At 55.7% G+C, this 25,544-nt stretch carries 20 protein-coding genes, 1 tRNA gene and 1 pseudogene; 18 read left to right on the top strand and 4 right to left on the bottom strand.

Annotated elements, in window-relative coordinates:
* Positions 1 to 210 precede the first annotated feature (210 nt).
* From AB1805_03015 to holA, 8 genes and pseudogenes are all read left to right on the top strand, one after another.
* Complete coding sequence (locus AB1805_03015; protein MEW5744400.1) at positions 211 to 558, top strand: DUF3024 domain-containing protein; 348 nt, start codon at positions 211 to 213, stop codon at positions 556 to 558.
* 27 nt (positions 559 to 585) lie between these two features.
* Positions 586 to 1,662: pseudogene (mnmA, locus tag AB1805_03020) on the top strand (tRNA 2-thiouridine(34) synthase MnmA).
* A 111-nt stretch (positions 1,663 to 1,773) separates the two neighbouring features.
* Positions 1,774 to 2,220 (top strand): MOSC domain-containing protein, encoded by a 447-nt coding sequence (locus AB1805_03025; GenBank protein MEW5744401.1) that lies wholly within the window; start codon positions 1,774 to 1,776, stop codon positions 2,218 to 2,220.
* A 97-nt stretch (positions 2,221 to 2,317) separates the two neighbouring features.
* A complete protein-coding gene (locus AB1805_03030) occupies positions 2,318 to 2,797 on the top strand; it encodes a MogA/MoaB family molybdenum cofactor biosynthesis protein (protein ID MEW5744402.1) in 480 nt (159 codons plus the stop codon).
* Positions 2,785 to 4,584, top strand: coding sequence for a cytochrome c biogenesis protein CcdA (locus AB1805_03035; GenBank protein MEW5744403.1), 1,800 nt, complete (start codon positions 2,785 to 2,787; stop codon positions 4,582 to 4,584). Before AB1805_03030 ends, AB1805_03035 begins: the two co-directional genes overlap by 13 nt.
* A 357-nt stretch (positions 4,585 to 4,941) precedes the next feature.
* Entirely contained in the window at positions 4,942 to 7,509 is a 2,568-nt protein-coding gene (leuS, locus tag AB1805_03040; GenBank protein MEW5744404.1) for a leucine--tRNA ligase, read from the top strand.
* A gap of 75 nt (positions 7,510 to 7,584) precedes the next feature.
* On the top strand, positions 7,585 to 8,520 hold the full coding sequence (locus AB1805_03045; protein MEW5744405.1) for an LptE family protein: 936 nt from the start codon (positions 7,585 to 7,587) through the stop codon (positions 8,518 to 8,520).
* Positions 8,521 to 8,541: 21 nt separating this feature from the next.
* A complete protein-coding gene (gene holA, locus AB1805_03050; protein ID MEW5744406.1) occupies positions 8,542 to 9,435 on the top strand; it encodes a DNA polymerase III subunit delta in 894 nt (297 codons plus the stop codon).
* A 40-nt stretch (positions 9,436 to 9,475) separates the two neighbouring features.
* Here holA and rpsT read toward each other — a convergent pair whose 3' ends face one another.
* Positions 9,476 to 9,757: a 30S ribosomal protein S20 gene (gene rpsT, locus AB1805_03055; GenBank protein MEW5744407.1), complete on the bottom strand. Its 282-nt coding sequence runs from the start codon at positions 9,755 to 9,757 to the stop codon at positions 9,476 to 9,478.
* A 128-nt stretch (positions 9,758 to 9,885) separates the two neighbouring features.
* Between rpsT and AB1805_03060 the strand changes: the two genes are divergently transcribed.
* Positions 9,886 to 10,824, top strand: coding sequence for a hypothetical protein (locus AB1805_03060; GenBank protein MEW5744408.1), 939 nt, complete (start codon positions 9,886 to 9,888; stop codon positions 10,822 to 10,824).
* A gap of 1 nt (position 10,825) precedes the next feature.
* A complete protein-coding gene (locus AB1805_03065) occupies positions 10,826 to 11,017 on the top strand; it encodes a ferredoxin (protein ID MEW5744409.1) in 192 nt (63 codons plus the stop codon).
* A gap of 183 nt (positions 11,018 to 11,200) precedes the next feature.
* Here AB1805_03065 and AB1805_03070 read toward each other — a convergent pair whose 3' ends face one another.
* From AB1805_03070 to AB1805_03080, 3 genes are all read right to left on the bottom strand, one after another.
* Positions 11,201 to 11,752, bottom strand: a complete 552-nt coding sequence (locus AB1805_03070) for a TetR/AcrR family transcriptional regulator (GenBank protein ID MEW5744410.1) — start codon at positions 11,750 to 11,752, stop codon at positions 11,201 to 11,203.
* A 339-nt stretch (positions 11,753 to 12,091) separates the two neighbouring features.
* Positions 12,092 to 12,177 (bottom strand) — tRNA-Leu (locus AB1805_03075).
* 7 nt (positions 12,178 to 12,184) lie between these two features.
* Complete coding sequence (locus AB1805_03080) at positions 12,185 to 12,556, bottom strand: hypothetical protein (GenBank protein MEW5744411.1); 372 nt, start codon at positions 12,554 to 12,556, stop codon at positions 12,185 to 12,187.
* A gap of 255 nt (positions 12,557 to 12,811) precedes the next feature.
* Between AB1805_03080 and AB1805_03085 the strand changes: the two genes are divergently transcribed.
* From AB1805_03085 to AB1805_03120, 8 genes are all read left to right on the top strand, one after another.
* Entirely contained in the window at positions 12,812 to 13,843 is a 1,032-nt protein-coding gene (locus AB1805_03085) for a type IV toxin-antitoxin system AbiEi family antitoxin (protein ID MEW5744412.1), read from the top strand.
* Positions 13,818 to 14,672 (top strand): nucleotidyl transferase AbiEii/AbiGii toxin family protein, encoded by an 855-nt coding sequence (locus AB1805_03090; protein MEW5744413.1) that lies wholly within the window; start codon positions 13,818 to 13,820, stop codon positions 14,670 to 14,672. Before AB1805_03085 ends, AB1805_03090 begins: the two co-directional genes overlap by 26 nt.
* Positions 14,673 to 15,094: 422 nt before the next feature.
* Positions 15,095 to 16,543, top strand: coding sequence for a hypothetical protein (locus AB1805_03095; GenBank protein ID MEW5744414.1), 1,449 nt, complete (start codon positions 15,095 to 15,097; stop codon positions 16,541 to 16,543).
* Positions 16,540 to 17,247 carry a hypothetical protein gene (locus AB1805_03100; protein MEW5744415.1) on the top strand — a complete coding sequence of 236 codons (708 nt, stop codon included), beginning with the start codon at positions 16,540 to 16,542 and terminating at the stop codon, positions 17,245 to 17,247. The genes AB1805_03095 and AB1805_03100 overlap by 4 nt, the downstream gene beginning before the upstream one ends.
* 4 nt (positions 17,248 to 17,251) lie before the next feature.
* Positions 17,252 to 21,586 (top strand): hypothetical protein, encoded by a 4,335-nt coding sequence (locus AB1805_03105; protein MEW5744416.1) that lies wholly within the window; start codon positions 17,252 to 17,254, stop codon positions 21,584 to 21,586.
* Positions 21,583 to 22,614 (top strand): hypothetical protein, encoded by a 1,032-nt coding sequence (locus AB1805_03110; protein ID MEW5744417.1) that lies wholly within the window; start codon positions 21,583 to 21,585, stop codon positions 22,612 to 22,614. Before AB1805_03105 ends, AB1805_03110 begins: the two co-directional genes overlap by 4 nt.
* Positions 22,615 to 22,650: 36 nt before the next feature.
* Positions 22,651 to 23,358 carry a hypothetical protein gene (locus tag AB1805_03115; protein ID MEW5744418.1) on the top strand — a complete coding sequence of 236 codons (708 nt, stop codon included), beginning with the start codon at positions 22,651 to 22,653 and terminating at the stop codon, positions 23,356 to 23,358.
* Positions 23,359 to 23,615: 257 nt separating this feature from the next.
* On the top strand, positions 23,616 to 25,358 hold the full coding sequence (locus AB1805_03120; GenBank protein MEW5744419.1) for an SIR2 family protein: 1,743 nt from the start codon (positions 23,616 to 23,618) through the stop codon (positions 25,356 to 25,358).
* Positions 25,359 to 25,544 lie beyond the last annotated feature (186 nt).

Here is a 25,544-nt window from a genome sequence, read left to right on the forward strand (position 1 = left end):
CCTTCGCCCGCAGCCCGTTCAGTACACGAAAGGGAAAGGCGCTCGCTGCTATTTTTGCTATAATTTTAGTAATACCCTCCGTACTTCCCCGCACCTGTATGCCGATCCGCTGTTCCGATCCCGGGAGATACTATCTTGTGCAAGAGGATGCGCAGCAGCACGGAGGGGAGGGTTTCCTGCAGCAGTGATTTGCAGAGAGGAGGAGCTGCTGTGGCGCTTCCAGCCCTGGTCAGGGTCATCGCGGAAAAGAAGGTGAGCCGGTTTTGCGAGCGGCGCGTGCCGAAGCAGGCGCGCCACCATGTCCGGCTCCTCTATCTGTTCCGGGGCAGTACGGTTACCATTGTCGAACGCAGGGCGCCCTGGCACGCGGGCATGAAGGAGTGGCCTTCGATGCCTATCGCCCAGATACGGTATAATGAGAAGACCGGAAGGTGGCGCCTCTATTATGCCGATGCGGCGATGGGCTGGCAGGAGTGCAGTGACATCGAGGCGACCAGGGACATCGATGTCCTCCTCCGGGAGATCGATGAAGACAGCACCGGTATCTTCTGGGGGTAGGTCGTCCGGTGAGCAGGAGTGCGGAGCATGAAAAAAAAGGTCATCGTCGGCATGAGCGGCGGCGTCGATTCGTCGGTGGCCGCCCATATGCTGCAGGAGCAGGGGTACGAGGTCGAGGGGGTGAGCTTCATTCTCTACGAGATGCGGCTGAGGGGGACGCGGCCTTCCGCGGCGCCCTCCTGATGTACCCTCGAGGCTCTGGAAGACGCCCGAAAGACCGCCGAGTCCCTCGGCATCCCGCACACCATGGTAAACCTGAGGGATGAGTTCATCAGCACGGTTGTGGAGCCGTTCACTGCCGCCTACGCGAAAGGTATCACCCCGAACCCCTGCATTCTCTGCAACAAGATGATCAAGTTTCCCCACCTGGTACGGGTCGCCGGGGAGAGAGGCGCCGAGGCTATCGCAACAGGACACTACGCCCGCGTGGAACGGCAGAGCGGAAGCGCGGAAGCCCTGCTGAAAAAGGGAATAGACTCGAAGAAAGATCAGTCATACGTGCTCTATGTGCTCGACAGAGAGGCGCTCGAGAGGCTGGTCCTTCCCCTGGGGACGAGGAGAAAGGAAGAGATCAGGCAGCGGGCGAGGGAGCTGGGGCTTTCTGCCGCCGAGCGGCCCGAGAGCCAGGAGATATGCTTCGTGGAGGACCGGTACTACTTCCGGCTTGTCGAGGAGCTGACCGGCGGTTCGCAGGGCCCCCTCATCGACAGCGAGACCGGAACGGTCCTCGGTCATCACGGCGGCATCCATCGGTATACGATAGGTCAGCGCAAGCGGCTGGGCATCGCGACGGGCGCGCCGCGGTACGTTACCGGAATCGACCCTGCGTCGAATGCCGTATATGTCGGGCCCCGGGAGGGGGCGATGACGCGGGAGTTCCTCGTGAGGGAGATCAATTGGCTGCTTCCGATAGCGGAGGAGAGCTTTCGCGCAGGCGTGAAAGTCAGATCTACCATGAGCGATGAGCCCGCGACCATCGCTGTTCTCGATCATGCTGCTGCAAAAGTCATCTATGACGAGCCCCAGTGGGCTCCTGCGCCCGGCCAGAGCGCGGTATTTTACGACGGCGATACAGTGGTAGGGGGTGGCGTCATCTCCCGGTGATATCGTGCATGATGCACCGCCCTTCAGCCTGATGCGATGGGCGTCGGTAGTGCTGACTTCACTGCATTTTTTGTGGTATCGTAAGAAGTATTACTACGGTGAGGCGAGGTCATGACGGGAAGAATAGTATCCATCAATATCAGCGAAAAAAAAGGCGTGCGGAAGAAGCCGGTCGATGAGGCGGTGATAGCAGAGAATTACGGCATCGACGGCGATGCCCATGGGTCGTCGGAGTGGCACCGGCAGGTGAGCCTGCTCGCGCTCGAGAGCATCAGGAAGATGCAGGACCTGGGGCTCGAGGTCAAGCCGGGAGACTTTGCGGAGAATATCACCACCGAGGGGCTCGACCTCCTCGCCCTGCCGGTCGGGACGAGAGTGCGCCTCGGCAGCGACGTTATCGGCGAGGTGAGCCAGATCGGCAAGGAGTGCCATTCCCGGTGCGCCATCTACTACCAGGCGGGCGATTGCGTCATGCCCAAAGAGGGGATATTCATCAGGGTCCTCAAGGGCGGCACGATCAAGACCGGCGACAGGATAGAGATTTCCCTCAGAAAATAGCTTCAAAGAGAGATGCCGCCCTGTGCTGGAGCGCGTACGATCCTTTCACCGCATTTCTTCTGAAGCGCCCGAATGGATAAACCTGTGAGAGGTAGAGATGATAACGGTTGCAGTGCTTACTCTCAGCGATAAGGGTTCCCGGGGAGAACGGGCCGATGCGAGCGGCCCTGCGATCGCCGAAGCGCTTAAAGATCTTGCCGAGGTAAAGCATTACGATGTCCTGCCCGATGAGCGGGAGATGATACGGGATAAGCTCATGGAGTATGTCAATAAGGTCGATCTCGTTCTTACGACCGGCGGCACCGGACTCTCGCCGCGCGACGTCACGCCCGAGGCGACACGGGAGGTCATCGAGCGGGAGGTCCCCGGCATTGCCGAGGCGATGCGGAGGGAAGGTCTGAAAAAGACGAACCGGTCCATGCTCTCCCGGGCGGTTGCCGGTGTGCGGGGAGCGACGCTGATCATCAACCTGCCGGGCAGCCCTGCCGCGGTGCGGGAGAACCTGGCGGTCATCATCGAGGTGCTGCCCCATGCAATCGAAAAGATCAAGGGAGATGCCGGAGAGTGCGCACGGTAAGCGGCCTTTCAGCCATACTCTGCAGCCTGCTCATCCTCATCGGCTTTGGACCTGCTGCGACTGCTGAAGCACCCGAAGATATCCTCGCCGTAACCCCCTACTACGCCACCGGCGAGATCGCTGCGGGCAGCCCCTTCACGCTGGCGCTGCAGGTGCGTCTCAAACAGGGCTGGCACGTGAACAGCAATACACCGTCCGGCGCGTTCTCGATTCCCTCCGAGCTCGTCCTCGACGCCGTACCGGGGATCGGCATCGAGAGGATCGTCTTTCCCCCTCACGTCGTAAAACAACTGACCAAGACCGGCGAAAAGAGCGAGCTCTTCGAGGGGACGTTTTACGTGGCTATTCACGGAAGGGCCGATGCTGGTCTCCAACCGGGGAACTATGCAGTGAACGGGAGCTTCCGCTACCAGGGATGCAACGAGGTCACCTGCCTGCCGCCCGCGGAGAAGACGGTCGCTTTTACGCTGCAGGTAGTGCCCGCGGGAGCGAGCGTCAAGGAGGTCAATCCCGGTATCTTTTCGAATATCACCGCCTCGGGAGCAGTCGTTGCCGCCGGAGAGAAAGCGGACGATTCCATCTCGCGCTCCATCGCCGAAAAAGGGCTCCTCCTCACGCTGCTGCTCATCTTCCTGGGCGGCCTTGCGCTGAATCTCACGCCCTGCGTCTATCCGCTCATTCCGATTACGGTCAGCTACTTCGGCTCCCAGCAGCATAGGGGCAAGGGGGTGCTTAATGCGGCAGCGTATGTGTGCGGGATTGCGCTCACCTATTCGGTGCTCGGTACCGTCGCTGCGCTTACCGGAGGCATGCTCGGCTCGCTGCTGACCAGCCCGGTTACCATCGTGGTCATCGCCGGTATCATGGTCGGCCTTTCGCTCAGCATGTTCGGCCTCTACGAGATACGGGTGCCCCGCTTCCTGATGAACATGGCGGGCGGCGAGGCGCGCGGCGGCGCGCTGGGGGCGCTGATCATGGGGCTCTCGATGGGCGTTATCGCCGCTCCCTGCATCGGCCCCTTCGTGATCGGGCTCCTGACCTATGTGGCGACCCTCGGGAGCCCGGTAAAAGGCTTCCTTATGTTCTTCGTCCTCTCCCTCGGATTGGGCCTCCCCTATCTCATCCTGGGCCTGTTCTCGAGCAGGATCAGCTCCCTGCCCCGGTCGGGAGAGTGGATGATCGGGGTGAAAAAGATATTCGGGTTCATCCTGATCACCATGGCGGTCTACTTTCTCAATCCGCTCCTGAGCGCCCCGTGGTACCGCATCCTCTTCTCCGGCTCGCTCTTCTTCGGCGGTTTCTGGCTCCTCGTCATCGACCGTTCGGGCGAGGGGAGGCGCGGTTTTCACGCCTTCAAGGCGGTTGTCGCCATCGCGATGATCGTTGCCGCCACCTGGTTCATCAAGCCCGAGCCCGAGGCTGCAGCGCGCCTCCCGTGGCAGCCCTATTCGGCCGAACAGCTTGCCGGTGCACGGGAGGCGGGCACGCCGGTGGTGATCGACTTCTATGCGGACTGGTGCATTCCCTGCAAGGAGCTGGACGAATTCACCTTCACCGACCCGCGGCTCCAGAAGTATGCAGGGCAGTTTATCTTTCTGAAAGTCGATCTCACCAGCGATGCGAGCGAACAGACGAAGCGGCTCAAGCAGCAGTACGCGATCAAGGGCGTTCCTACCATTGTCTTCCTGAATCCTGCCGGGGCCGAGATGGCGGAGCTGCGGCTCACCGGGTTCGAAGAGGCCGAGCAGTTCGCCGCCCGCCTCGAGAGGGCCCGGGGCGGCGGGTAATATTCCCGAGGAAAAGGGGAGGGACAGGTGCGCTGAGAACGCCTTTTCAGCGCACCTGTTCCTGCTCATTCCGTTAAGCACCCTCAGCCGGTAGTCAAGGCGTTTCCTTGCTAATGCCGTTCTGTTTATGGTAGTTTTTTAGAGCGTCTAACAGAATGAGCAGAGGCGAGTCAGACAAGGCACAGTATGTTCGCTCATTCTCGGACGGCATCCAGCCGTCCTCCGAGGCACCAGCCCGCTTCGTCATCCATGACTTCGCTCGGGCTGCTGATACCGCTCCACATACTATACCTTGTCTGACTCCAAGCTCTTTCATTATTATCAGGAGCTCTTAGATGGTTTCGGAGGAGAAGAGCGTTGGAAGAGAAGTATAATGCGCAGAAAATAGAGGAGAAGTGGCAGGCCTTCTGGTCAGGGCGGCAGCTCTACAGGGCGGGGCGGGACGAAGGGAAGAAAAAGTTCTACTGCCTCGAGATGTTCCCCTATCCCTCGGGTAAGATCCACATGGGGCATGTCCGCAACTACGCCATCGGCGATGTTATCGCGCGCTACAAGCGGATGCGCGGGTTCACTGTGCTCCATCCCATGGGCTGGGACGCCTTCGGCCTCCCTGCGGAGAATGCGGCGATCAAGCACGGGCTGCATCCGGCAAAGTGGACCTATGAGAATATCGCCTTCATGAAGAAGCAGCTCGTCCGCATGGGACTGAGCTACGATTGGGATAGAGAAGTGACCACCTGCAGCCCCGGGTACTACCGGTGGAACCAGTGGCTCTTCCTCAAATTCTTCGAGAAGGGGCTCGCGTATAAAAAGGCCTCGTTCGTCAACTGGTGCCCCTCCTGCGTCACCGTCCTCGCCAACGAGCAGGTCATCGACGGCAGGTGCTGGCGCTGCGACGCCCCCGTCGTCCAGAAGGAGCTCGAGCAGTGGTTCTTCAAGATCACCGCTTACGCAGAGGAGCTGCTCCGGGGCTGCGATAGCCTCACCGGCTGGCCCGAGCGGGTGGTCGCGATGCAGAAGAACTGGATCGGCAAGAGCGAGGGCGTCGAGGTCGATTTCCCTGTCGAGGGGAGCAGCGGGGCGTTGCGCATCTATACCACGCGGCCGGATACCCTCTTCGGGGTCACTTATATGTGCCTCGCGCCGGGCCATCCGTTTGCGGACCGCCTCGTGGCTGATAAGCAGGCGCTCGAGGCGATCAAGGCGAAGTACGGCAAAGAGGACGAGAAAGTCGGTCTCTTCACCGGCCATTACGCCGTCAATCCCCTCACCGGGGACCGAATCCCGATCTATATCGCCAACTTCGTTCTCATGGAGTACGGAACCGGCGCGATCATGTCCGTCCCCGCCCATGACCAGCGCGACTTCGAGTTCGCCCGGAAGTACGGCCTGCCGGTCAAGGTCGTCATCGTACCCGAAGAAAGTCCGGAAGCACGGGCTTCCGAGCTTAGCGCCGCTTTCGAGGATGAGGGCGTGCTCGTGAGCTCGGGCCGGTTCAGCGGCATGAGGAGCAGCGAGGGGAAGCGTGCGATCGCAGCGTATATCGAAGAAAAAGGGTTGGGGAAGCGGACCGTGAACTACAAGCTCCGCGATTGGGGAATCTCGCGTCAGCGCTACTGGGGCACGCCTATTCCCATCATCTACTGCGACCGCTGCGGCATGGTCCCGGTCCCCGAAAAGGAGCTCCCGGTCCTCCTGCCCGAAGATATCACGCTCACCGGGAAAGGGTCCTCTCCGCTCAAGGAGTCGGAGGCGTTCCAGAACGTGCCCTGCCCGCAGTGCGGGGGAAGGGCGCGGCGGGAGACGGACACCATGGATACCTTTGTGGACTCCTCATGGTATTTTGTGCGGTACTGCTCGAAGAAGGAGGAGGACCCCTTCGCCAAACAGAATATCGCCTCCTGGATGCCGGTGGACCAGTATATCGGCGGCATCGAGCATGCGGTGCTGCACCTGCTCTATTCGCGCTTCTTCACGAGGGCGATGAGGGACCTCGGCATCCTCTCCATCGACGAGCCCTTCGCGAACCTCCTCACGCAGGGGATGGTCTGCAAGGAGACCTGGAAATGCCCGGAGCACGGGTGGCTCTTCCCCGAAGAGGTGAACATAAACATATGCGTCCACTGCGGAAGCGCGGTCGAAAGGGGCCGGGTCGAGAAGATGTCGAAGTCGAAGAAGAATGTCATCGACCCCGATGCGCTGATAAGCCGCTACGGCGCTGACACGATGCGGCTCTTCTCGCTCTTTGCCGCACCGCCCGAACGGGATCTCGAGTGGTCCGATAAGGGGGTCGAGGGCGCGTACCGCTTCCTGAACAGGGTCTGGGCCGTTGTCCATAAAAACCGTAACGAGCTGCGCGCGGCGGGCGGCGAGAGGGAAGAGATTTCTCCCTCGCGGATCACGGACCACGCTTCACGGCTCCTGCGGAAGACGCACCAGACGATACGGAAGGTCACCGCCGATATCGAAAAGGACTACCACTTCAACACGGCGATCGCCTCGCTGATGGAGCTGGTGAACGAGATGTCGTCCTTCACTCCGTCCCCCTCGCCCTCGAATAACGAGGATGCTGCGGTGCTCTCCTTCGGCGTGAGGAACACCCTGCTGATGCTCGCTCCCTTTTCACCGCATATTGCCGAAGAGTTGTGGCGCGCCATCGGCGAAGAGCGCGGCAGCGATACCAGTATCTTCGAGCATCCCTGGCCGGCATGGGACGAGGAGCTCGCCAAAGAGGAGGAAGTGGAGCTGGTCATACAGATAAACGGAAAGCTCCGCGCAAAGGTCCTCGTGCCTGCCGGGATATCCGATGAGGAGGCGCAGCAGCGCGCATTGGCCGATGCGAAGGTGAAGGAGATACTCGACGGCAGGAGCGTCAGGAAGATCGTGGTCGTAAAGGGAAGACTCGTTAACATTGTCGTATCATAAATGAGACGTGGAAGGTGGAAAGTGGGAACTGAAGAACGGAAGGAAAGCAGAACCGGGGCAGCCCTGTCTGCAGCTATGGACCAAAGCCCAGGCTCTTCGACAGTTCGTCCTAAGGCTTGCTCTCCTCTCCTCCTTACTTCCTGTTTTTTACTCCTTGCGTTTTTTTTATACGGGTGCGGCTATACGCTCCATACGAGGGCCCAGCTTCCTTTCGATACGATCGCGGTCGGCAGGATCGAGAATAAAACGTTCGAGCCGAAGCTGCAGGACAGGTTCAACAGGGTGCTGGTCGATACCTTTGCGGAATACGGCTATCGCCTCAGCCCCTCGGCCCGGTACCTGCTCGAGGGCGAGATCGCCGAGTTCGAGCTGACGCCCCGCTCGGAGCAGGCCCTCGTGGCTACACAGTACGAAGTCATCATCAGGGCAGCGTTTCGCCTGATCGACCGGGAGACCGGCAGGGCCATTCCCCTGGTTGCCGGGAGCCCCTTCATCACCTACTTCAGCACCACGGGGAAGCTCGAGAACGTCCTGGCGCAGAAAGAGGTCTCGACCGTAAGCGCGATGAGGAACCTCTCGCAGGAGCTGGTGCGCCAGATAACGTATACGACGCCCCAGAACTTCGCCTCCCTCCTGTTTACGGCCGATACGATACGCGATGCGGACAGGTTCGCTCGCAGGCTGCGGGACGCCGGAGATCCCCTTTCGCGGTACCTCTACGGCAGGCTCTCGCCGGATACGCGCCGGCTTCTGTCGGAAGCCGGCAGCACGAGGGCTTCCGATAAAGAGTTCTTCGAGCGCCTCAAGACCGCGCTGGCGAACGAGCTGAACCAGGTCGTTCAGGGCCTTAGTTTATATGACGAGGAGCGCTTCGCCCACCTGCAGCTCTCTGCCGAAGCGCGCCGCCTTGTCGAGCAGCAGCCGACAGGAATAGAACGCATGCGCCTCAACCGGCTCCTGCTCGAAGAGGCATATCCCGCCGAGCTCGCCCGCTCTTCGGAGCAGCGCTGACCGGGTGAACGGGGGAGCGGTATGAGCATCAAGCAATTCGAACAGGAGCTCGCAGCCGGGCTTCCCGCGCCGGTATATCTCTTCTCTTCATCAGAGGGCTTCCTCCTCTACGAAGTCCTCTCGGCGGTCAGAGAGCGGTATGCCGCTGACAGCGGGTTCAACTTCGATGTCTACGACAGCAAGTCCCCGGATGACGACGTGCCGATGGAGCATATTGTCGATACGCTGAATACGCTCCCGTTTCTTGCGGAGCGGCGGGCGGTGGTCCTGAAGAATGCGCAGAAGCTGGCCAAGAAAGAGGTAAAGAAACTCGAAGAGTACCTGGCGGACCCGTCGCCGGCATCGCTCCTGGTCCTGCTCCACGAGGGGGCAGCGCCCAAGCTCTTCGACGCTGCTGCGCTGAAGAAGGTGAAGGCGATCGCGCTCGCGGTCCCCGAGCGGGAGATCCCGATGTGGGTAGCGGCGCAGGCGAAGAAGAAGGGGATGAAGCTCACGGGCGAGGCGATAGAGTATCTCGTCAGCATCGTGGGGACGGACCTCGGCCTGCTCGCCGCAGAGCTCGAGAAGCTCTCCTGCCTCGGCGCTGCCTCGACGATTACCCTCAACGATATAAAAGGAATGTTCTATGCCGGCGCAGAATACAGCGCCTTTGATCTCATCGATGCGCTCAAGCGGAGGGAGGTGCGCGAGGCCTTCCGGATATTCGAGCAGGTGAGCAGGGACCAGGACCCGCAGATGCTGCTCGGTGCTCTGAACTACCACTTCTCCCGGCAGTTCGGGGGGGGCTACGGTTCGGGGAAAGGCGCGGGAAACGACGGCGGGGTCTTCAGGCTCCTGCACGAGGCCGATATCGCGCTGAAAACCTCGCACCGCTACGTCATCGAGGAGCTCCTCGTCACCCTGCTGCGGCGGTAGCCGCGCGCAGGGCCTGCCGCCGTGCGGAGCCCGGGAGCGACTAGCTCAGCGCTCCCTGGACCTTCTTGCTCAGCCGGGCGATCTTTCTCGATGCAGTGTTCTTGTGGATCACGCCCTTCGATGCAGCCTTATCGATGGTGCTGACCGTCTTCTTCAGCTCTTTGGCCAGTTCGTCTTTGCTGCCTGCCGCCAAGAGGGACTCTATCTTCTTGGTCGAGGTCTTGATGCTGCTCTCTACGGACTGGTTGCGCAGCCTGCGCTTTTCATCCTGCCGGGTCTTCTTCAGTGCGGAAAGATTTTTTTTCGGAGCTGCTTTTGCCACTGCCGCCCTCCTTGCTATAGGGAAAGTTTTTATACGCTCAGGGATACCCCTCGCCCCTGAAGGGGCGGAAATACAAACTTAGCATAAAACTTAACAGAAAATCAATGTTTATGCTACACTTAGAGGTTATGAGATACCGTCCCGTCGACAGCAGCAGGCTCACGACCTACTCTCTGCGCGAGCGGACGAGCAAGGTCTCTGTCGAGTACCTGGCCCGCCCGCACGACAAGGGAGCCTCGTTCGGGTCGTTTGTCGAACGCCTCCCCGGGTTCCTCGCTGCCCGGGATATCCGGGCGGTCGCACAGGCGGTCGTGGCTGCCTTCCGCAACGGACGGCCGGTCATCCTCGGGATGGGGGCGCATGCGCTCAAAGTGGGGCTCTCTCCGATCATCATCGACCTGATGCAGCGGGGCGTCATCAACGCGGTGGCGACCAACGGCGCCTGCATTATCCACGATTTCGAGCTCGCCTGCATCGGGCAGACCTCTGAAGATGTTGCCCGGGAGCTCTGCACCGGCACCTTCGGCATGGCTGAAGAGACGGGCCGGCTGCTCAACGAGGCTATCAGCAGGGGCGTTGCAGAGGGGCAGGGCATCGGTCGCGCTGTCGGGAGCTTTATCGATGCCGCCGATTTCCCGTTCAAGGACCGGAGCATCTTCAGGGAGGGGTTCCGTAAGGATATCCCGATGACGGTGCATGTGGGCATCGGAGCGGACATCATCCATATGCACCACGCTGCCGACGGCGCCCGTATCGGCGAAGGGAGCCTCAGGGATTTCAGGCTCTTCGCCGGAGTCGTCGCCGAGCTCGAGGGCGGCGTCTACCTCAATCTCGGCTCTGCGGTCATGCTTCCCGAGGTCTTCCTCAAGGCGTTGACCATGGCGAGAAACCTGGGCCATACGGTGGAGTCGTTCACGACCGTGAATATGGACTTTATCCAGCACTACCGTCCGCGCGAGAATGTGCTGCGGCGTCCGACCATGGGCAAGGGGCGGTGCTTCGCCCTTACCGGCCACCACGAGATCATGGTCCCGCTCCTCGCGGCCCTTATCATAGAGGAATTGTAGAATGAACATTATCATTGACGACGAAAAGTGCATCGGCTGCGGCAGGTGTGAAGAGATCTGCCCTGCCGTGTTCCATCTCAACGAGACGATCGGCAAGTCCGAGGTGATCGACCCCGAAGCGTGCGAGTTCGTGGGCTGCTGCGAAGCTGCGGAAGAGAACTGTCCTGTCGACGCGATAACCGTAGAGGAATGAAGCCCCGGGACCTGGCAACGGCCTGGCCGCTGCTGAAGTGCAAAGGTATGAGCAGATAAAAAAAGGGCCCTCTCCGGGGGAAGAGAGGGCCTCTGTATGATCCAGGGCAAAGGGGGGTTCACCCTGGAGGGGGAAAATGCCTGTGCATAGGGGGGAGGGTCAATCCCGCACAGGCAGGAAACATCACGCTGCTACACCGCGCATCAATACCGTGTAAATTTCCGCTGAGAGCCGCTCTGCCTCGACCGTCCCGTTCATCGATGATTTGATCATCCCCATCACGATCTCGGCGGTGGTCGGTATATCCAGATCCCGCCGCAAGCGGCCGTCGGCTATGCCGCGGGCCAGGAGCGCATGGAGCAGGTCCCTGATCGAGCAGGCGCGCTCGTAGCAGTTCTTCAGCCTTTTCGAAAAGAGGCTTCCCTCATCCCGCCGCAGCACCTCGAAGAATTCCTTCTTCTCATTGAAGAACAGGGCGAGTCGGGTGATGAAGAGCCTCAGGTCCTCGACGGCGTCGGTCCCCTTCGATTCGGTTTTGAGACTGACCAGGAGGTTGTCGATGCCCTCCTGAAGGAGCGCGGCATAGAGGTCCTCCTTCGACGTGAAGTGGTAATAGAGGGTCCCTTTTGCCACCCGCGCCTTCTTCGCGATATCGTCCATGGCCACCTGGTGGTAGGGATTCTTCGCGAAGAGCCTGGTAGCGGCGTCGAGTATGGCGGTCCGCTTCGCACTCATGTGGTAGTATACTGACCGCCCGGTCAGATTGTCAATATATTATTAAACTATTAAACTAATTAATAGCAGGTGCGGGGGCAGGGGCTGTGGGCAGGGGCTGTGGTCAGGGGGAACCGAGGCGAACATATCATCTCCGCCCGGTCTCAAGGGCCTCTCTCTATTAAAAAGGTGGCTCTCCGTTCCCCTCGCGTACCGTGGCCGTAGCGCACATTTTCCCGTTTCTGCGGGAAGGAGGGCCTGATCGCCACCTTAACAGCCTCATCTCTACTTACAGAGTATCGCCATTCCGGAGCGCTGTCAAGGGGCGGGGAAGGGTATTTCTCAGGGTTCCTCAAACAATGGTGCCGGAGGAGAGACTCGAACTCTCACGGGGTTGCCCCCAGCGGATTTTGAGTCCGCCGCGTCTGCCATTCCACCACACCGGCAATAGTATTAACAGCTTTCTTGTATTGGGCTTTGGGGATGCAGAAAATAGTGCTTATTTTTTAATATAGCATAGAGTTTCTTTGAAATGGGAATTTCTTGTAGGTAGCTTCCGCTCTTCGATGCTTTGATCTTTACGAGCCGGTTGGAAATATCTAAGACCTCTTTCCCTGTGGCCGATGTGCTTCGACTAATCGGCATCCTGTGTGGACCCTGAGCACAATAAAGGCATAAAGGTATTCCGATGTTGCAACTGCCAGCAATCTTTTCTCCTCCTCTCTCCTTGCTTTCGGTAATGTAATCATTTACCTTCTTTGCGGTGGTCTCTCTGGCTTTCGTCACGAAAAAAGGGATAAGATGATCCAGGTATGCTTTTGCCACGTCCTCATCAGTGGTGTCGCAAGAGCGGAAATAGCGTTGCCCGTTGAGCATGAAGTGGATCATGCCATATTTGTTCAAAATAACAAAGTGTTCATAAAAAATGAACATATATATTTTTGAACGTATTATAGTAGTTCATTGATATAAAATTAAATTAAGAAAAGTTAAATTCTGGCCAACTTGACTTTTGTTCAAAAATTATATATGTTCATAATAGTTGAACATAATAGGATGGTGAACAAAATGCGTGGAACTATGGAGACCTTGGAAAATGAAATCGTTCAGCTTGCGGTAAACGCACTCAAAAAAGATATCACTCTGGATATCCAGCCCGAAGTGTTGATGCCGACGGATGACACGGCCAGAAGAGGAGATTTCATCGTTACGTTTACTGTTCAAGGGAGAGAGTTCCGTTATTTTGCTGAGGTGAAGACGCTCGTGACGAAGGCTACGAAGCTTTTGGCTCTCGTGCAAAAGGAAAAGACCAATCTCCCCTATCTGCTGGTCACCCGCTATGTCAATCCTGAAATGGCAGAGCAGTTGAAAGCAGACGACCTCCAGTTCATCGACACGGCAGGAAACGCCTATATCAAGCAACTGCCCCTCTATATCTTTGTTAAAGGCAACAGGCCCCCTGAGATAACTATGCGTGCTCCTCAGAAAAGAGCCTTTAAGCCGACGGGGCTTAAAGTCATCTATGCCCTTCTCTGTAACCCAGGTCTGGAGAACAAGCCCTATCGTGATATCGCTGATGCCGCTGATGTCGCGCTGGGAACAATCGGGTGGATGATGAGGGAGCTCAAACAAATGGACTACCTGCTCGACATGGGAAAAAGAGGGAAGAAGCTGACTCAGAAAGAGGCGCTCTTACAACGGTGGGTGACGGAATATCCGGAGAGGCTGCGGCCAAAGCATGTAGTGGGCCGTTACAGAGGACCGGAAGAGTGGTGGCAGCAAACAACTCTGGACCCTGTGATTGCGCAGTGGGGGGGAGAAGTGGCTGCACAGAGGTATACGAATTATCTGAAGCCTCAGGTGATTACTCTCTATACAAATACCCGGTACCTGAACCAACTCCTCATGCAGCATCGACTGAAGCGGGACCCGCAGGGAGATATCGAGATCCTCGAAAGGTTCTGGAAGACTACGCAAGAGTGGCAATATGGAGATAAAGTTCATCCGCTACTGGTTTACGCAGACCTTATGGCTACCGGTAATGAAAGAAACATCGAAGTCGCTAAAATGATCTACGAGGAGTACCTTGCTGGACTTGTCAGGCAGAATTGATAATCATTACGTCGAAGCACTTCATGTGCTGAAGGGCGTTACGGATGACCTCGGCATTCCATTCTTCATCGTGGGTGCGACGGCCCGAGACCTTATTTTTGAGCACTGCTACAATATCAGGGCACCCAGAACGACGTTAGATATCGACCTGGGAGTTGAAGTCGCGGACTGGGACCAGTTCACCAGGTTGACTCAAGCAATGATCGGTTCAGGGAGACTCACCGCAGGTGGAGAACCACAGAGGTTTCTTTTCGGGCCTGTCAGAATTGATATCCTTCCCTTCGGACCGGTTGCCGATGCGCAGGGAAGGATATACTGGCCGCCGGAGCATGAAGTATTAATGAGTATGCTGGGGTACCGAGAGGCATATGATTATTCGGAAACTGTAAGGCTGAGCACGGCTCCGGAGTTGGATGTGCGCGTGTCTACATTGCCCGGACTTGCCTTGATGAAGATCATCTCCTGGAATGATAACTATTCTGTTCGTAAGAAAGATGCAGAGGACCTGCTGTTCATAATGCATAACTATGGGGAAGCGGGTAATGAAGAGAGACTTTATGATCGCGAGCAAACCTTGATGGAAGAGGAGAGATTCGATATTCGTCTGGCCGGTATAAGGTTGCTCGGGCGCGATATCGCCCGCATTTGTGATCAGAACACCGCTGAGGTGATTAAATCGATCTTTCTGAAAGAGACTATGGAAGAAGGAGAGTATAGGTTGGTTCGGCATATGATCGCAGGCACTCAAGAGTTCGATAGCAAGTTCGAAGATGTGCTGCAGCTTATAGAGAAGTTGAAGCAGGGTTTTTCAGAAGGTACCGAGAGCTGAAATCGAGGGATTACTCTTAAAAAATTATAGAGGAAATCCCAGGATATTCTTTCCCGAACCCATCTGAAAGGAATCAAGCATGTCCGCCTGCTGCGCCGCTTATGTAAGCCACTTATCCATCTCTATGAACGAACGTATAAAATGTATTAAAACCAAAAAACAGAAACAGCTTGAAATTTAAGCAATGAGTCTGCAACAATATGCCCATTATTATGTTGCTGGGGGGAGCATGGCAGTTGTCGAAAAACTTATAGAGGCATCAACGTGTAGTTTTTTCTCATGTTTAGAATTTGAAGAGAGATGCAACACAGTTCAAGAACACCAGCCTGCCCTCAATCACTCCCTCAGCTCTGGGTGCATACCCAAGACAATGATGCTTTCTTCTGATTAATTGGTGCCCCATGAATGCGCCTGTAGGAAATATGGATCACAATAGATCGTCGGGACAATTGGCAGAAGGTCTTATCGACCTTGCGCCACAGCAACGGAATTTGCTGTTGATGCGCCCATTGTTTCACTTGGAGCTCACAAAAAACAAATTTTCAGACGGTAGTGGCGGGAATCTTCTGGAGAGCATCGATACCCACTATCTCAGCCTTGCAGCGCTAGCCTATATGATGGAAGGCACAGCCGTTGCTTTAGGATACACTCTCTCAGAAGTTCAGCAGTATCTGGCCCAAGTTATCGCACACATGAAGCCAGCGCTGACGACGGCACAACGTAGCCGAATCTCTGAAATTATTCTTGATTCGCTCGACAACGCGTCAAACAACTATCAAGAGCACAGCTACGATTATTTCCACGCACCCACCGGCGACACACGGACGGTGCGCTTCAGACTCACAACCTACGAGCCGGACCTCGAAGACACTTATCGTTATCGCCCCACCGCCGAGGGTTACCTGCTTCTGATGGGGATGCTGGATTTGGAGGTCGAGGATCATCAAATTCTAATCGAGCGTATGCTCCAAATGCTTATCGAGAGGGGAAGATTCGACCAGGCGTATGAGTTTGCGCGCCGCGCACGGATGCTCTCCATCGAGCACCGTCAACAGTTACGCGATTTCATTACCCAGGCCTGGCGGGCACCGGGTTCGGTGGTCTGGACGCGCGACATAGCCCCTCGCCTGAACGAAGCCCGCATTCACATTCATGCACGGCAGGAAGAGGATCGCCGGATGGAGGAATCAGTACGGGAACAACTCATCCAGATCGAAGATATCAGAACCCGCGAACAGCTCGTCCGCCTACACGGAGTACTGAAAAGCGCAAGCAACGTCCGTGCCCACCTTCAGCTGGAAGTGACGAGGGCGGGGGACAAGTTCATGGATGCACAGGCCGGCGCGTTCCGTGCCCGCAAACCGTCGGGACTACCTGACTTGGAGGCAAAACTACTTCCGGCACTCTTGGAGCGTCCGGTGAGCATACTTGCGGAAAATGCTGAGGAACTGCTCCTCAGCCTATATCCCGCCATTGTGCCAAAAACCCCTGACCTTTCAGACCTTCTATCCTTGCTGCTAGAGCAGCGCTCAGTCGAGGAAGACTTTGATGACGAGGAGGAGAAAGGGGAGGTACTGCTATTCAGGATCTATCGAGAACCTTTCTCTGCTGAGATCGTTCAGCACGTATACCAGTGGTTAAGGACGAAATTCTCGCTTGGTGCCAGTTGGAAACTTGATGAGTTATTGATTGCTGCAGAGGATGAGGGCTTTACAGCCCTGGAGAAGCAGTGCATTGCGTATACTCTTTATGGGAGTTTCCCTGATAGCGAGAGCCTTTTCCCGAACATGAAGGCGCACCCTGATGGCGTTTTTCGCGCAGACGTTGTCCAGGGCGACAACCTGCGTTTCGACCAACGGGAGGCAGTGTGACAGCGCTCGCCCGTGATGCTACCCGCCTGCTCTATAAGGCTCTCCAGCTAGGTCTCTCGCCAGCAAACGATACTGAATATCGCGAGTTGCTGGGCAAGTACCGGGCGGACGGGGCCTTTTCAGAGGCCGTTCAGGCGGCAGCCACCGGCATGGAACTGATGATTCTGGACGTGAGCGAGCGAGGACTCGTTATTGCGCCCTTGAGCAGAGAGAGCCGCTTCTCCTTGCGGCTGGCCGACCTGAGACAATACCTCAGCGGCGAGCAGAAGGTGGCGCTTGTGCTTGCGCATCTAGCCATTAGCGCGGTGTTTTTCCCCACTACTGACCGTTTGGAAGATGACGCTAAAACACCATTGCCTGCAACAGTGGCCCGTTTCCGCGATACACTGCTCAGCATGGTGAACCGTCTGGCTGAGGCACAGACTCCGAACGAGTCTGTAGAACAGCTGGTCCCCGGCTGGCAGCTGCTCAAGCGCCTTCCCCCTGTTATCCCGAAGGCTGAGCGCGCAGCGACGAACTCGGTTGAGGGATTTGTGAAACTCGCTCTCAAGCAAATGGCTGAGTACGGGCTTGTCCGCCTGGAACGGGAAAGTGAGGACGAAACACAGACAGTCTATACCGCCACTCATCGCCTCCGCGTCCATTTACGAGAACTTACGCTTTGGCGTCTTTTCGATGCGACGCGTGAGAGCGTCGAGTCCTGAGGCTATGATGCAAAGAATCTCTCGCATCTACGTCGGCCGCTTCGGCAGCAATACCGCTTGGTATGAGCATCATTTATTTGACTTGACTGATCCCGATACACAGGAAACTACTGATACGGTCTTCAATTTGGAGAATGGCGGCGGGAAAACATCTCTTCTTTCGTTCATATTCAGCATGTTCGATCCTAAACAGGAGCGCTGGTTACAGCACCTTCAGAAAAAAGAACTTCGATTCACTGACTACTTCGCTCGGGATGGACGCCCTTCGTTCCTGATAATGGAGTGGGACATGCCAGCTCGTGCAGCAGACCTGTTTGACTATAAGCTCATCATCGGCCAGTCGGTTGCCTTAAAGGAGAGTACCGAACGTGGCACTGATGTGGACCGCTGCTTTTTTGCATTCGAAGCTACAAAAGATATGGGCCTTGAGGAGATCCCCGCTCCCGGCCTCACGGATACGCCGGTGCGCTCAATGACGGAATTCACGCAATGGATGCAACAGGCGAGCAAACGTGCCGGGGACTTCCACCACACAAAAACACAGGATGATTGGGTGAAACACCTCAACTATCGGCTCTTGGATACCGAGTTGTTGCGCATGCAGGTCGATTTCAACAGCAGCGAAGGCGGCATGGAAAAAGGCTTCCTGACTTTTAACACTGAGATAGACCTGCTGCGTCGTTTCCTCTGGCTGACTCTCGACCAGGAGAGATCCGCAACGGTTCGGGATGCTGTAGCTCAGACAGCCGATAAGCTTAAATCAAAACCAAAATACGAGCGGAGGCTTGAGCAACTGATACGCCTTCAATCGGTCATGGTACCTTTTGCGGAGACTGCCACACAGTATGAGACCGCTGATGCAGTCCACAAGGAAACGCAGAGACAGGCGGCGGGTATAGCCGTAGCACTTCTTAAGCACCGTGAACAGAGGCAGCGAAGCATGCAGGAAAAGACGTCCTACGCGCTCACGCAGGACGGCATTGTCAAAACATCACAGGATATAGCCGCTCAGCATCAGAACGATATCATAGCACTGCGGGGACTACTGTATGATCGCAAAGTTGCTGCCGCGGCTGAAAAGCACGGCGCATCCAAGGAGGCTCTTGAGAAGGGAGCACACCGCTTGCGGTGCGTTGAAGGCACCGAGGCCATGGTCCATGTTGAAGCAGCCCGTGAAAGGGTGAAAGAGCTTGAGGCCTTATATGAAAGCGAACGTGAGGGGCTGAAGCCCGCCCGCCAGCAGGCCGAAATTCAAGGCTCTCTCTTTAGCTGCGCACTGCACTCTGCTGAAAAAGCAGCTCTTCAGCGAAAAGGGCAGGCCGAGGAAGCGGAGCGAATCGCAAAATCATTGATTGCCGCCCTTAAAGGGCAACAGAGTGATACCCATAAAGAAATCATTGCGTTATCTACCGAGGAAGGCCAGCTTATACAGTTTCTGGAGACTTACCAAACACAGCGGGATCGACTACGGCAGGAACTCCTTCTTCAGCCTGATGATGCCGATTCTTCATCTGCCCTGAAAAGGCTTCGGCAGCAACTCAAGGGTCTGGAAGAACAGCTCGTAAACTTTCACAAGGAACACCAAGAGTTGGACGCAAAGGAACGCACCCTTAGACAGGGAGCGTCAGAAGAAGCGCTTGCGGCAGCCCATGCGCATGCCGAACAGGAGGCACATCGGACTGTCCTTGCAGCCGGAGAGGCACTGCGTGATGCTCTCAGGCAAGATTCCTCACTGTGCACCGCAGCAGATGCCGAAGAGGTCGATCCAGATTCGCAGGTCTTGTTGGAAGCACTAGACCGTTTGCTCGCTGATACACAGCGAGAAATAGCAGACCGGAACATCAGTCTGGCACAGTTGAAGGCGGACAGAGGGTCGATCATAGAGACAGGTTTGGCTGGCCGCAGCGCTGATATTGATGCGGTTGTTCGTCAGCTTCAAGGAGCGGGAATCCGCTCGGCGAGGGCTGCCAATACGTATGTGGCTGAACTGCGTCCTTCGGTGGAAGAGGCGCGGGCACTTGTTCTCTCAGATCCAGCCCGTTTTCTAGGGGTGAACGTTGCCAAGGGGGAGTGGGCGAAAACTCGACAGCGCATAGGGAGCTTGGTATTCAAATTGTCTGCACCGGTCACCATCGCAGTGGCTTCCGTGGACGATGCCCCTGACACAGGCGACCGTATTGTACTTGCGTCACAGGATGACTCAGCCTACAACAAAGAGGCGGCCCGTACTGTTTTAGCGGCTCTTGATGCACGCATCCACGATCAGGAGGACCAGCTGGCTGCATACGAGAAGCGGCGTGACCTTGCTATAGGAGCACGGGAAAAACTTGTACGGTACCAGTCCGATTACGGAACAGCTTGCTTACGGAAGGCCGAGGCAGAGATAGAACGCCTTCAGGCCGAAGAGCAGGCAGCGCAGAACAGGGGGCACGAGCTTACTATACTGGCAAACAGTGCTCAGGAGGAAGGCAAAATAATTGCGGCCAAGACGCAGTCTTTGCCCACACAGATAGAGAGTATTAAAGGCTCGATCAGACGCATCGGGGACTTCCAGCGGGATTTAGAAACGCCATCGGCAGATAAACGGGACCGTCTTAAGGAAGTGCAAAGTTTGCTGGATTCAAAGAGAAAGCTCCTTGAGGATACAGATAGACAACGCAACGAGGCGGATGAACAAGCCAGGCACGCACTGGAAGACTGCATCAATTACGGCAAAGAGGCGCAGTCCCTTGCAGCCGAGCGGGCGCAAATCACTTATCACGACACTGAGTATCCGGCCGAAGAGCAACTACGGAAAAAACCACGGGGGATCGAAACTCTTCGAATCACGTATGCCGATGCGGAAGAGGCACTGAAAACTCAGGAGAGGCATCGTCTCGGTGTGCTTGCTGAAAAGCTTTCAACTGCGCGTAATGAGCTCACGAAGGCGACAGTCTCTTTCAATGAGGAATTTGCCGACCTTGATACCGCCGAGTTGGAACCTTTTCGGGCCCTCGACTTTGAAGGAGCTCTTCGCGACCAGCGCATTGCTGTGCAGAGGTTGTACAATGCACAACAAGAGGCTCAAACGGCATTCACCGTGGCAAACACCGAAAGAACTGAATTCTGGAAAGGGAAGCGGAAAATTACGTCTACTCAGGAAATGCACGAGAAAACGGATGAAGCCCTTGTTACCACAATCGAGGAGATCAGTGCTGACATCACACGATTTGAAGATATGGCTACCAGGGCAGCACAGGAGGCTGAAAAGGCTCGACACGTAGCCAACCAGGATGATAGGATTGCCAAAGAACTCGAAACACTCCACGCGGCATTAAAAGCGACTATTCCCTTCGACTCGGTGGTGTCTGAACATCTCAGCCTTTCTGATGATGTGTCCATTGCTGTACAAAATATCATCTCTGAGTTCCGTAGACAAGAGAATTCTCTCAATACATTACGGGAGAAGGCGCTCGAAGCTTTTCGCCATCTCACCAGGGTTGCTAGCGCGAAGGAATTTAGCGACGTGGAGCCAGAACTATCACGTGATATTATCGATAGCGACTTTGAGCCCGCCTGCTCAGACCGTGTGCGGATTGCGTCGCTTGTCGAGGATCGAATTAAGGCAACTCAAGATACGCTGGAGGGCATGAAGCCGGATTTCGAAAACTGCGTCGGCGAACTCTACAACCTGACCTATGAGGGGATTGGTCTTCTGAATCGTGCGTGCACGATGACCATGCCCTTTTCGACCCCTTATGTGGGTGGCAAGCATATCCTTAAAATGAAAGCATCGTTCGTGGGAATTTCAGTAGAGGTGCGCAAGGAGGCGATTCGCCACTATTTGAATACCTTGATCGATAGCAATGTTATTCCTGCCAAGGGAGCGGATATCGTAGCACAGTGCCTTGTCCTTGTCAGTGGTCGCAAGGAACTGGGTCTTCAAGTGCTCATAATGGAACAAAACGAGGCCTATCAGTATCAGTTCATCGCTGCCCTGAAAGACTCCAGAGGACAAGGTACCGTGATTGCCATGTTCCTTTACCTGCTTATTAGCCAATTGCGCGCCGACACCCAGGCGCGGGTAAAACGCGGAGGAGGTGGCCCTCTTATCCTCGACAATCCGTTTGCCAGTGTCCAGACCCGCTCCCTCCTCGATGCGCAACGTTTGCTGGCGAAAGAAATCGGCGTTCAACTGATATTCTTTACCGCTCTTAAGGATCCCAATATCCTGTCCGCTTTCCGTCGTTTGAACCGCCTCAGGAAAACCGGCGTAAACTCTGTAACAAACCGTTCACATGTGGAGATGGTGAGCGGCGTATTTGAGGATTTAGCCGGACAGCAGGCAGAGGAAGCATGAGTGAGCTATTTCTGCAGGCCATTCGGTCCGGCCACCGGAAGCGCATTGTTCTGACAACTCTGCGACGTCTCTGGCTGGACACGAATCCGGAGCAGTTACAGCACCCCGAGCGTGATGCGCTCCTTCTAGCTGCCCTGAAGGAATTGGAAGTGAGGGGTGAACTAATATTGCCGGCGCAGGGTAGCTTCGAGCGGCTCGGGAACCCGCCTATGCCAAAATTCGTAACCTTGGTAAACAAGTCTTACGTTCGTCCCCCTGATGATTGGTCTCGTATTTCGTGGCTTCCAGAGCTTGGATTTTGGACTGATTTGAATACAAGCGAGCTAGTTACTGCCAAAGCTATCAACGACTGGCTGCTCCGTAGACGGGGAAAATTCCTACGCGTGCCTCTGCGAGAGCGGTCATTAGAGATTTTTGGCGACGAGAAATACTTGGATCTTCGGGTCCGGGACAACGCTCTATTCTCTGGGCGCTTGCCTCTCGCGGTAATTGGTGCATTTATGGTCCCGCATCCGCTACCTTATCGTGCAGCTATCGCACCTGGTAAGCCATTACTCGTAGTGGAGAACCATCATACCTACTGGAGTCTGGCAGAATGGAACCTACAGGTCTGCCGGTATGCTGCGATTGTCTATGGAGCCGGGAAGGCCTTCTGTTCGAGCGGGCAGGCTCTTCATGAGATAATACGTGAATGTCACGGCGATGGAGCTTTGTACTTTGGAGATCTGGATCCCGCTGGTATTATGATACCCCTTCGGTTTAATGCTTCCAGTGAGTTTCCCGTTCACCCAGCAACCGACCTTTATCAGTTCGCTCTTGAGCGCGGTTATCGGCGTCCCAGTGTTATCAGAGTAGCCGAGGATGAAACAGCTGCGAAGAGATGGTTGCCACAATTGAGCGATATGCTTTGTTTGCTCTGGGCCTCGGATCACTGGATTCCCCAAGAAAGCCTCGGAACCGAACAACTCTTCAGCAACTGGAATATTGATCCCAATATGGTCGTACCGCGCCTTCTGGAAAGCCGATGACTATTGTTGCTGAATTTAATAATATAAAATAGCTGAATGGACTTCAATCAGGCAATCAGGGTCATCACTAGGTTATTAACTGCTAAAAATCCCGATGCCTTTAACAGTTCCTGGATACTCGCCCATGCTCCGGAGTGTTATCGCTATATTCATAAAAATGTCAGAACGGAACTGGGATACATCGATTGGGATAGAGTTACCTCAGCTTTACCACGGAAATTCCAGCGCAGATGGGTTCCTGCACGAATATCCATGCGTCGGAAACCCTATGAGGATTGCTCGGAGGTTACAACGATTCTCAATAAATACCAGGAGAAGTTATATGTCTTCGACGCCCTCATGAACGAAGATGACAGGAGAATACGGGATAGTATCAGCATCGCTCTGGTGCGTCTTGCTCAGCATGGTAATATCTCAGCAAGACAGGAGATCTTAGAACGCGCTCGCCATACCATTGACGACTGGATTGAACGGTATCGCTCCTTGGCTCGTTGGCAAGGATACAACGAGGAGATTCAGAAAAGGCTCGAAGCATGTATACGCTGTTACCGCTATTCGGGATCATTCATCAAATATGTCTTCCTTACCTTGGTATATGCCGGGAGGGGGCTGCGGCCACTCTACACATACTCTTTAGATGACCCGATAGCGTTCGGCTCGGAGAAACGTAGAGTTGAGAATGTCTTTAAAGATGAAAGGACGAATGAAATTCGTATCTATAAGCGTACTGATCACCGCTCATAAGTTACTCCTACTTCATCCTGCAAGCTTTTCTCTATAATCACTGTAAAAATTACTCTCGTTTTGTGCATAATAGAGTGGCTTTAACCTTTTGCATGGATAGGGGGGTATCTTATGCATCTAATTGTAGCAGAGATAAGTAACGCTTATTCTCCTCTCGAATTAAAAGCTATATACGCGTATGCATGCCTTACCTTATTTTCACCTAACAGACTATTCCCATTGGTAGGTGTAAATCGGCACGGCTAGGATGAATCGTTATGGAAAAAGGAAACGATGTGCCTCAGATAGACGCGGATGATTTTGCCCGACGTTTTTCTTTGCGGGCTGGAAATCTTATGTGGCTGCTCGGTGCCGGTGCATCAGCAGCGGCGGGAATTCCAACTGCCGGGGATATGGTTTGGGAGTTTAAGCAGCAGCTGTTCATTAGCCAACGACGCGTTTCACCCCAAGCTGTGGCTGATCTCTCGAATCCGGCAATCCGTGCTCAGCTGCAGGCCCATATCGATGCCTCTGGGAAAATGCCAGCGCCCGGATCTCCGGATGAGTATGCCGCACTTTTTGAAGCAGTCTATCCGGCTGAGACAGACCGTCGCACCTACTTAGATGCCAAGATGGTCGGAGCAAAGTTGTCGTATGGTCACGTGGCCCTCGCTACTCTGATGCGTGCACAACTGACGCGCCTGGTGTGGACGACGAACTTCGATCCTCTCGTGGCAGATGCTTGTGCTAAGGTCTATGGCGGAACGGGATCACTCACGACGGTGGCTCTCGACGCACCGGATTTAGCTGCTCAGTGCATCAGCGATGGAAGGTGGCCGATCGAGGTAAAGCTGCATGGCGACTTCCGATCTCGGCGACTCAAGAATACAGGAGATGAGTTGCGCCATCAGGACAAACGCCTGAGGCAAGTTCTGGTTGATTCCTGCAAGCGGTTCGGACTTGTAGTAGTCGGCTATAGTGGCCGCGACGACTCTACTACGGAGGCGTTAGAGGAGGTGCTGGAACACAGCGTCGCTTACCCTTCTGGATTGTTTTGGCTGCATCGTGGAGAAGAGCCACCGCTCGACCGCGTTGAACAATTGCTGACGCGTGCGAAACAGGCTGGAGTGGAGTCAGCCCTGGTTAGAATTCAAAGCTTCGATGAGGCAATGCGAGACTTGATGCGCTTGGTAAAAGGCATCGATACCACAATACTCGACGCTTTTGCTGTCGAGCGCCGTCGCTGGAGTGGTGCACCGCTACCAGGGGGAAGTCGTGGTTGGCCAGTAGTGCGCCTTAATGCCTTACCCGTCGTGCAGATTCCTACTGTCTGTCGGCGCGTCATCTGTCAAATAGGTGGCTACGCAGAGGCTCGGGAGGCTGTCGAGCAGGCCGATGTCGACGTGCTCGTTGCTCGCACTCAGGCTGGCGTGCTGGTCTTTGGAGCCGATACTGACGTGCGGGCAGCCTTTGAGAAGTACAGGATCACTGAATTCGACCTGTACACCATTGCCATCAAGCGCTTGCGCTATGATTCCGGCGAGCGAGGGCTATTACGTAGCGCGCTGACCCGTGCTATTGGACGCCATCATCGCTTAGACGTTATTCGTCGGCGAAGTACCGACTTGCTGGCACCTTCGAATCCAAAGGAAAGTACCTGGGCACCACTAAGCCGCCTAGTGGGACCGCTTAGCGGCTCAATTAAAGGTTTCGATAACCTGCATTGGCGAGAAGGCATCAGCACTCGCCTCGATTGGGCGGATGATCGGCTGTGGCTTCTGGTCGAACCGCGCACTGTCTTCGACGGAATTACTGATGAGAACAGGGCGGCGGCTGCTGATTTCGCCCGTGAACGAACGGTCAAGCGTTATAACAGGCAACTCAACGATCTGATCGACTTTTGGGCAGACCTGCTCTCCGGTGATGGAGGGGATCTGCGCGCGTTAGGGGTCGGAAGCGGAGTCGATGCGGTCTTCCGTCTTTCCAGCACCACGGGGGTATCGAGGAGGGCTGGTGTATGAGTAGCGAAATTTCCCCTCACGTTTGGCTTCCTGAACCCAAGTTGGCCTTCCATCCGGACCGCCAATCAGACCAAGACATTCACCCTCTTCGCGGGCTGTTGAGATTCGGTCCACACTCAAGTGGTCTGGTGCCTGACCCAATCAGGGTCGCCACAATAGCCCCAGCTGACGAGGGGCATCACCTTT

The sequence above is a fragment of the Nitrospirota bacterium genome (genome assembly GCA_040752355.1).
Taxonomy (GTDB): Bacteria; Nitrospirota; Thermodesulfovibrionia; order Thermodesulfovibrionales; family Dissulfurispiraceae; genus JBFMCP01.

Coding starts and splice junctions, on each gene's coding strand:
- AB1805_03105 (MEW5744416.1), top strand. CDS start 17,252: ATGATGCAAAGAATCTCTCGCATCTACGTCGGCCGCTTCGGCAGCAAT.
- AB1805_03120 (MEW5744419.1), top strand. CDS start 23,616: ATGGAAAAAGGAAACGATGTGCCTCAGATAGACGCGGATGATTTTGCC.
- AB1805_03045 (MEW5744405.1), top strand. CDS start 7,585: ATGGACCAAAGCCCAGGCTCTTCGACAGTTCGTCCTAAGGCTTGCTCT.
- holA (MEW5744406.1), top strand. CDS start 8,542: ATGAGCATCAAGCAATTCGAACAGGAGCTCGCAGCCGGGCTTCCCGCG.
- AB1805_03070 (MEW5744410.1), bottom strand. CDS start 11,752: ATGAGTGCGAAGCGGACCGCCATACTCGACGCCGCTACCAGGCTCTTC.
- AB1805_03115 (MEW5744418.1), top strand. CDS start 22,651: ATGGACTTCAATCAGGCAATCAGGGTCATCACTAGGTTATTAACTGCT.
- AB1805_03095 (MEW5744414.1), top strand. CDS start 15,095: ATGGATCACAATAGATCGTCGGGACAATTGGCAGAAGGTCTTATCGAC.
- AB1805_03025 (MEW5744401.1), top strand. CDS start 1,774: ATGACGGGAAGAATAGTATCCATCAATATCAGCGAAAAAAAAGGCGTG.
- AB1805_03065 (MEW5744409.1), top strand. CDS start 10,826: ATGAACATTATCATTGACGACGAAAAGTGCATCGGCTGCGGCAGGTGT.
- AB1805_03085 (MEW5744412.1), top strand. CDS start 12,812: ATGGAGACCTTGGAAAATGAAATCGTTCAGCTTGCGGTAAACGCACTC.
- AB1805_03030 (MEW5744402.1), top strand. CDS start 2,318: ATGATAACGGTTGCAGTGCTTACTCTCAGCGATAAGGGTTCCCGGGGA.
- AB1805_03110 (MEW5744417.1), top strand. CDS start 21,583: ATGAGTGAGCTATTTCTGCAGGCCATTCGGTCCGGCCACCGGAAGCGC.
- AB1805_03060 (MEW5744408.1), top strand. CDS start 9,886: ATGAGATACCGTCCCGTCGACAGCAGCAGGCTCACGACCTACTCTCTG.